Origin of the sequence: Pseudoalteromonas sp. TB51, assembly GCF_000498055.1 — a bacterium.
GTDB lineage: Bacteria > Pseudomonadota > Gammaproteobacteria > Enterobacterales > Alteromonadaceae > Pseudoalteromonas > Pseudoalteromonas atlantica.
The window spans coordinates 1-7,731 of the sequence record NZ_AUTO01000007.1 but is presented as its reverse complement, the minus strand read 5'-3'; the positions used below and the strand labels follow the sequence as shown (position 1 = coordinate 7,731).

The 7,731-nt window shown below is 41.6% G+C and carries 4 protein-coding genes and 1 pseudogene; 3 read left to right on the top strand and 2 right to left on the bottom strand.

Annotated features, from left to right (window positions below):
• On the bottom strand, positions 1–3,063 hold a 3,063-nt coding region (locus tag L650_RS0100255), incomplete at its 3' end, for a DEAD/DEAH box helicase (RefSeq protein WP_029771687.1).
• Between the two features lie 667 nt (positions 3,064–3,730).
• On the opposite strand from L650_RS0100255, the gene L650_RS0100250 reads away from it, so the two are divergent.
• From L650_RS0100250 to L650_RS0100235, 3 genes are all read left to right on the top strand, one after another.
• Positions 3,731–4,204 carry a hypothetical protein gene (locus L650_RS0100250; RefSeq protein ID WP_029771684.1) on the top strand — a complete coding sequence of 158 codons (474 nt, stop codon included), beginning with the start codon at positions 3,731–3,733 and terminating at the stop codon, positions 4,202–4,204.
• A gap of 2 nt (positions 4,205–4,206) precedes the next feature.
• The gene (locus L650_RS0100245; protein ID WP_029771683.1) at positions 4,207–5,343 is read left to right on the top strand and encodes a DUF1570 domain-containing protein; all 1,137 of its coding nucleotides are present in this window, start codon (positions 4,207–4,209) and stop codon (positions 5,341–5,343) included.
• A 565-nt stretch (positions 5,344–5,908) separates the two neighbouring features.
• The gene (locus L650_RS0100235) at positions 5,909–6,472 is read left to right on the top strand and encodes a hypothetical protein (protein WP_024032972.1); all 564 of its coding nucleotides are present in this window, start codon (positions 5,909–5,911) and stop codon (positions 6,470–6,472) included.
• Positions 6,473–6,818: 346 nt separating this feature from the next.
• Here L650_RS0100235 and L650_RS24210 read toward each other — a convergent pair.
• Positions 6,819–7,731: pseudogene (locus L650_RS24210) on the bottom strand (cell surface protein); the annotation flags it as partial.

Sequence of the window (7,731 nt, the reverse complement as noted above, 5' to 3'; positions counted from 1 at the left end):
GTTGTGGCTTAAATATTTAACCTCGCCATAGTTTACAAACCCCATGGTTCGGCCGTTTTCGTCTTTGCCTTGTTCGCGCACAAATAACAGGATGGTTTTGCCTGTTTTTTTGTGTTCAATATAACTAAGGCCTCGGCCGTGTTCTGGGCGGGCGCTGTTTTGCGTTTGCCAATGAAACAGTGTGGGGCTGATTGCGTAGTCGTGATATAGCGTGGTGGGCGAGTAGGTTTTTTCGCACTTGTTGAGTGTTACAAATAGTAGCTCTAGGTTTTGGTTTTTAAATTCTAAAACACCTTCACGGGCGGTGGATTTTTTATCAAACGAGTGCGCCCCAAACGCGGCGAGTATTTGTTGGCGTGTGTAGCGGCTGTGTAATTTGATTGCGTGATTAGGTAAGCACGCTAAATCGCTTTCTTGCTGGTGAATGCGGTTTATTAATAGCGTAATTACTTGGTTAAGCTCTTGTTGTAGCTCTTTGTGTTTAAGTGCTTGTAAGCTTTGCTCAAGGGTTTTAAACCCTAAATTTGTGCCTGTGTTATCCCAAAAGTTGTAATGCGCCATAAGCGCGTACTGGTGGTTTTGCGCTGTTGGCGTAAAGCTAAAGTCGTTGTTACATAAATGACGTAAAAAGCATAAATAGCTAAGCGAGTTGCAGCCGAGTAACTGGGTGTTGATTGCGCGGTAATACGCGGCGTAAATGTCGGCTTGCTCTGCGGGTATTTCATCGCCTTTTAACCAGTGCCAGCCGCCGAGTTTTTTATCTTTTGGTTTGTATATATCTTCAAGCGTGACTTGTGGGTTTATGCGTAAAAAATTACTGAGCGTTAGCGCGTTATTGGTATGTTGCGAGTAGCTATTTATCAGCTGTTGTAAACGGCGCTTTGTGTTTATGGCTTGCTGAATATTTTTTAATATTGTTTGCTGCGTGTGCTTTTGTAGCTCAATACGACAACCCAATGGTAAATGTGGGAAGTTGTTTTCAATCTCAGTTTTTATTGGTTGGTTGCTTTTACCAATCAGCGCGCGGAATTTACTGGCAAAGTCGTATTCTGGGCGAGCATTACCTACAAAGTCGAGCACGGTACAGCATTGCTTTTGGCTGTTATCGGGTAAGCGCAAACCACGGCCAAGTTGTTGCAAAAACAGAGTTAGGCTTTCCGTTGGGCGTAAAAATAGTAAGGTATCGACCTCTGGGATATCGACTCCTTCGTTAAAAATATCAACCACACAAAGTATTTGTATTTCGCCTTGGCGCAGTGCTTGTTGTTTGGTCGCGCGCTCATTAGTGTTTTTGCTGGTGAGTACATCGGCGTTTATGCCTGCTAAATTAAAGTTAGAGGCCATAAACTCCGCGTGTTTTTGGCTTACGCAAAATGCCAACGCTTTAATGTTGTGAACATTCGTCACTATATCAGCAAGGCTGGATATAATTTTGTTAGCGCGGCTGTTCTCTCCTGTATAAAGGTTACTTAGCTCGCTTATATCGTAACGGCCACCGCGCCATGTTATTTGGCTTAGGTCGGTATCGTCATCTAGTCCAAAATATTGAAATGGGCATAAGTGGCGTTGGTTTATTGCCTCTGGCAAGCGAATTTCAGCGGCTATTACCCCACAAAAATCATCGAGTATATTAGCGCCATCTTGACGCTCTGGTGTGGCGGTTAAGCCAAGTAATATAGTGGGCGCAAAGTGATTTAATATAGCGCGGTAACTTGCAGCACTAACGTGGTGTACTTCGTCTATTACTATGTAGTCGTAGTAATCATGCGTTAAATTAAGCGATCCAATTTGGCTGTTTAATGTTTGTATTGACGCAAAAAGATGGTTGTAGCGCTGCGGTTTATAGTTACCTACCCACAGCTCACCAAAGTCGTTATTTCTAAGCACACCACGGTAAGCGCTTTGCGCTTGTTTTAGTATTTCTTCTCGGTGGGCTACAAACAAAAAGTGTGCGTTTGGGTTTTTATCGTATACAGCTTTAAAGTCGAACGCCGATATAATTGTTTTACCTGTGCCGGTTGCAGCAACCACTAAATTTTTAAAGCGATTATGCACGCTGCGCTCTACGCTTAGCTTTTCTAAAATAGCGAGCTGGTGCGTTTTTGGTGTTATATCAAAATAAAACTGGCTGCTTGATTGCCCAACACCGCGTTGCTCATTAAGAGAGTTTATTAGCTTTTCTTTACATTCAGCTTTGCCTGTAAATAGCTCGAAATCTGGCGATTGCCAGTAGGTTTCAAACGTACTTTTGGTTTTGGCTATTATGTGTGGGGTTTCTTGCGCTGTAATTTTTAAGTTCCATTCAAGGCCGCTGGTAAGCGCTGAATGCGATAAATTAGACGAGCCAATATAACCTGTATGAAAACCCGTATTGCGCATAAATAAGTAAGATTTAGCGTGTAGGCGCTCTTGCTGGTTATTGTAACTTAGCTTTACTTCGGTATTTGGTAGGTTTGCCAAAAACTCAACCGCTTTAGCATCCGTTGCGCCCATGTATGAAGTAGTAATTACTTTGAGTTTATTGCCGCTTTTGGTAAAGGCTTCAAGCTCACTTTTAAAAATGCGCAGCCCCGTCCATTTGATAAATGAGACAAGCCAGTAAATAGTGTCGGACGATTTAATCTCGCGCTTTAGCTCGGTTTCGAGCGATATACCTGCATTTGCACCGCTAAATAATTCGCTTTGGGTAAGCCCTGTTAGCGGAAAAATATCGCTTGAATAATCTTTAAGGTTTGCAGCAATGGGGTTTTGGGTATTAAACAGCGCAGTAAGTATTCGGCCTTGGCTATCGATAAGGTTTTCGTTGATCAGTTCATCATCTCGAATATGATCTTTAAGCCAAAGAACAAGGCTATTAGCTAGGCTAATTTGCTCTTGCAAACGCTCGTTAGAGTTAGGAATGGCGTTTATTGCATGCTCAACAAGCTTGCCCAAAAAGCGTGAAAGCCATGTTGCGGCCTCTGCCGATTCTAGTTGGCGTTCGCCCACATAAAATTGATCACGATTTAAATTTTGCTCAATTACTTGCGTAATTAACTGCTCGTAAATACCAATTTGCTGCATTAAAACCACTCCCTGTTTGCGTGCAGTTAGTTTACTTAAAAGTGCATTGTAAACAAGCATTAACTCATTATTGAATTGAAGGCTGATGCTTAGGCCACTCCCCCGTGATCACACCCGAAATTGAATTAGTGATGAGTAATAGCAGCGCATGGATGCGCGTTAAGTGATGCTTACACACGGACGTGTTTCATCGCGTTTACGTTCATATCATTAATTTAAATTGAGGAGATAGTGTGATCCTCGGGGCGCCGAGAGATTCCAAAGAGAAGTCGGCGGCTACTTCTCTTTGGTTGCCATCGCCAACGCGATATTTATGAACTGTTTGTATTATTTCAAAAGCTCTGCTTTTAGCGCGAGCAAGCTTCGCGCTTACGCCGAGTTTTAACAGAACACTTTGATATAACCTGTAGACGCGCAACTTGTTGGCGTTTTAAAAGCAGGGCTTTTACGGTGTTAATTTATTAAGTAATGAGAAGCTACGCTTCTAACGTGAGCAAGCTCTCGGTCTACAAGACAAATTAAACATCGACCATTTAACTGGAGCCAACTCTGCGGCTAATTTTACCTAAACCGTAAGTACCAATGAAGCAAAACAAGGGCAATATTTAATGCGCTGCCAACCTTAAATAGGTACACTTAATTAAGATGTTATTTAAAGGAGTGAATAATGATTAAATGGATTTTAGTTTTGCTTAGTTTTATTTCAACGTACTCTTATGCAGGCGAGGCCTACACGCAAAGTAAGTGCGAAAGCATAGAAAAGGAGCGTGAATCTATTCGCTCTCAATTTAGGCAGGGTTATAGCATTAAAAAAGGTGGGCGATTAACTGCTCGCGACAAAGTGTTATTTACCCAATTGGCAAAGCACTGTAATAAACTTAAAAAAAGTAATAACTCATACCGCCCACATGCTGCACATTCGGCGAACACCAACTGGTTACTCAATCAAAAGGTATCAAACATGACCTTGCACAGTGCAAGCTATAAAAACAAGGCTAAGCTTGAGGCGTGGTCTAAACTTTATAGATTGCCTAAGCGGTGTCGTAAAAAAGGGATGGAGACAAGCGATTTTGTTTGGTGTAGCGAGTATAGAGTAGCGCAAAAGCAAGTATTTGAGACCCAATGGCAGGGGCGCCCGTAACTATGTTTAATACTAAGCTTCGCATAGTATTTATGTTTGTTGTAATGCTTATTGCCTCAGCGCTTATTGCTAATCATTTTACAGGGCGGGTGTTTAATTATCACGACCCGATAGGTGAAGTTAAGCGTATTTATAACGATTTAAACGTAACTCAGCCAAGTAAGCCTTTAGTTAAAGTACAACCCGTAAACTCTGTAAAAACGCCGGCGGGCAGCAGCTCTTTTGTGCCTGCGCGTAATCACTCGCCTCAAGCAGATAAAACACAATGTACAGATGTATCTTTAGGCGACGTAAAATATAAGCGTAACGGTGCTATATACACTTGGACCGACAAGGCGGGTATTGCACATTTTAGCGATACCAAGCCTGGCTTTGCTGTAGCAACGTACGAGAGTAATTTTTCTGAGCCACTGGATTATTTTGACCTTAATTTAAACACGCCAAATTTACCGCCTTCATTTAACCAAAAGCTACAAGTAAAACTCAATACAGTATTTAAGGTGTATGGACAAATTATTGGTGCGCATGCTCTAAAAAAGGTAAAACTAAACTTAACGGTATTTCCTAACCGTAGGGCTTATAGCGCCGCTATTATTAACAATGGCGGCAACCCAGAAAATACAGCTGGAATGTATTTTCATGCAACTAACTCTGCGTTTATTAATTTTAGTGGCGAACAAAACACCATGAGGACGGCAGTGCACGAAGCCGTACATGCTATTAATAAAGCAGTTTTAGGGTACACGCCTAGGTGGTTAAATGAAGGGGTTGCTGGGTATTTTGAGTTTACCCATAACAATATGCAAACTGCTATTGTAGAGCCAAATCAAACCTGGGTACGTAATAATAAGCTTACTAAAAACGTGTTTAGACTTAGTCGGTTAATCGGGTTAAATAATACGTGGCAAAAAGACGACAGCAGTATGCTCTACGCTAGTAGCTGGGCTGCAATTTATTTTTTAATGGATACCCAATCAGGCAGAGTATTACTTAAAAATATTATGCTGGCAGAGCAGAAAAACCCCTGTAACAAGCTTTCGAAAGATCAATTAAACGCGATGTTATTTAAACAGTTTCCTGCGTTTAATCATGACTATTCAAAATGGTTAAAAGCGCCATTTAAGCCACATAAATTTTAGTTTGCTTTGTTGGACGCGCAACTTGTTGGCGTTTTAAAAGCAGGGCTTTTACGGTGTTAATTTTTTAAGTAATGAGAAGCTGCGTTTCTAACGTGAGCAAGCCCGACGTTTACAAGCACGATATAAAATCGCGCCTACATGTTAGTGCCTTTCTTTATGTAATCTTTGCATCTTTTAGCAAATTAAAGCTGCTGTGTATGGTTTTAATTATGCGGTTATTTACTTTGGGTAATTTTATTTAAGTTTTAGTAACAATAAACGCAAACTTTTTGCTTGGGGGGGGGTCATAAAAAGAGTTGCTTTTTACAGTTTGTTACAAACAAATAACGTGCTGCTTGGTTGCAAAATGAGCGTGTAGCTATTGCCAGCATTATAATGTGGCGCGCTGAGCTTACCAGTGGTTCATTAAATATTAACATTGATAAAATTGTTCTTTTAATTTGCACTGTCTAGTATTAAAGATTGACAGTACACACCCAAACAAAACATAATATTAACATTGGCTACACTTAAAAAGCATTTCACTTAATTGTATTGCGTAAATTGGTTGAAGGAGGGAAGTATTATGAACAAATTACTCATTGCATGCGCTATCACTGCTGCAACTTTGTACGTGTTTAAAAACGATTTGACCGCCTTGGCTCAAAATAATCTACCCAACTCAATAACTAACACCACGTCTGTGCAGCCTGCTCAACCTCTGGTGGTAGATATACAAGCAATGCAAAGTAGCCACGATGTAACTAATAAAGAAGGCACTGCACTTACCGAGCAAATAGTGATTACTCCTCAAGAGGTGGGGGAATACTCTGAGCTAGAAAGCGCTGCTCAAATTGAAAGTACGCTTGATTTAGCACAGTCAGAGCAAGTGTTTTTAGATAAAGTGCAAAGCAGCTTTGCTGAAAAGTCGCTATTTTTATACAGTTTTGAGTGTAAGCAAAACGATTGTAATGCAGGCATTGTGGCAACCGACGGCCAACCTAAACACGAAGACATAGCCGGCGTGTTAGCGCATTTATCGGCGTCTGAAGAGTTTGCTAATCACTCTGTGCAATTAGCGGGTGTGGCGGTTAATAACGATGGTATTTTACAATACGATTTAAATATTAAAAACATGCCCCCCGAATAATACTAAGCGCAATTATAGTTAATTATTTTTAGCCGCCAAACTTGGCGCTAGCTGTGTTACAAATACAAAGATGCTAAAAGTACAGCAGTGTACAACTAGTTAGTTATAACAACTAAACAACGCATTTTTTGTAGCAATAAAACGTGTTCTCAGTTTTAAATCCATACTTAAAATAGCTATCTTAATTAAGCGCATTAATACAACTCTATATTTTTAAACGACAAAGCGGCCTTGTGGCCGCTTTTTGTGCTGGAAATTGAGTAATGGCAGCTTTATCTTTAAATAGCGTATTTGCTGCGTTAAAAATTGTTTGTTTAGAGCAATAATATCAAGCTTATTTGCTCGGCTATTCTTTTGTTTGCATGTTTTTAGCGCGTTCTTCTGCCTCTATTAAGGCTTGTGATTTAGGCGCTTTCTTTTTTTCCTCAATCACGGGCTTTTTATCTGAGTTTGGGTCCCAGCTTTCATCTAGCGAAAGGTTTGCAAATGGGTTGCTAGAATCACTTTGCTTGGGCGTACTATCGGCCTCTGGTTGCGCTGGCTGTGGTTCGTGAGCTGTTGATATTGGCGCATCTAACGTGGGTTCGTTATTTGGTTTTGCTGAAACTGTAGCTTGTGCAGGTTCTTTACTTGGTTTTAAAGGCGCATCTGGATTGTAGGTACGAATTTCGGGCTCTTTAAAGTCGTGTTCGCTATTTAGCGTGGTTTGATCAAGCTCGCTGTTTTTATCGGCTGTATGCAGCTGCGCGCTGGTATTGGGCTCATTGATAGGGTTACTAGGCGCAGCCGGTTCGTTTACAAGAGTAGACTCTTGTGGTTTTACTTCTTCAACGGGCTCTGCTTTTGGCTGTTCTACCGCGGCGGCTTTGTGTTTACGCGTGCGCTTAACCGAAGGTGCGTCTGGGTTAAACTCTCTTACTTCGGGCTCTGCAAAGCCTTTTGCATTTTGAATACGCGCTAATGTATTTTTTGCGGCAGCTTCAAACTCTGCGGTGTTTGGCTCTGGCGCTACTTTTTTAGGTTCAGGTGCTGGTGCATCTTCTTCCGGTTTAGCTTGTTCTGGCTCAGCCTCTGTGGCTTGCGTATCGGCAGGCAGTGGCTCGTAAATTGCCTCGTTTTTTGGTGCATTAGAGCTTGCAGGCTCTGGCTCGCTCGAGGCCGAAACCGTTGGTATAACTGGTTTTGAAAGCTCATCACTTGGGGCTGGAGCCGTTTTGGGTGGTGCTGCTTGCGCTGCGCTTTTGTTGTTATTTTTTGGG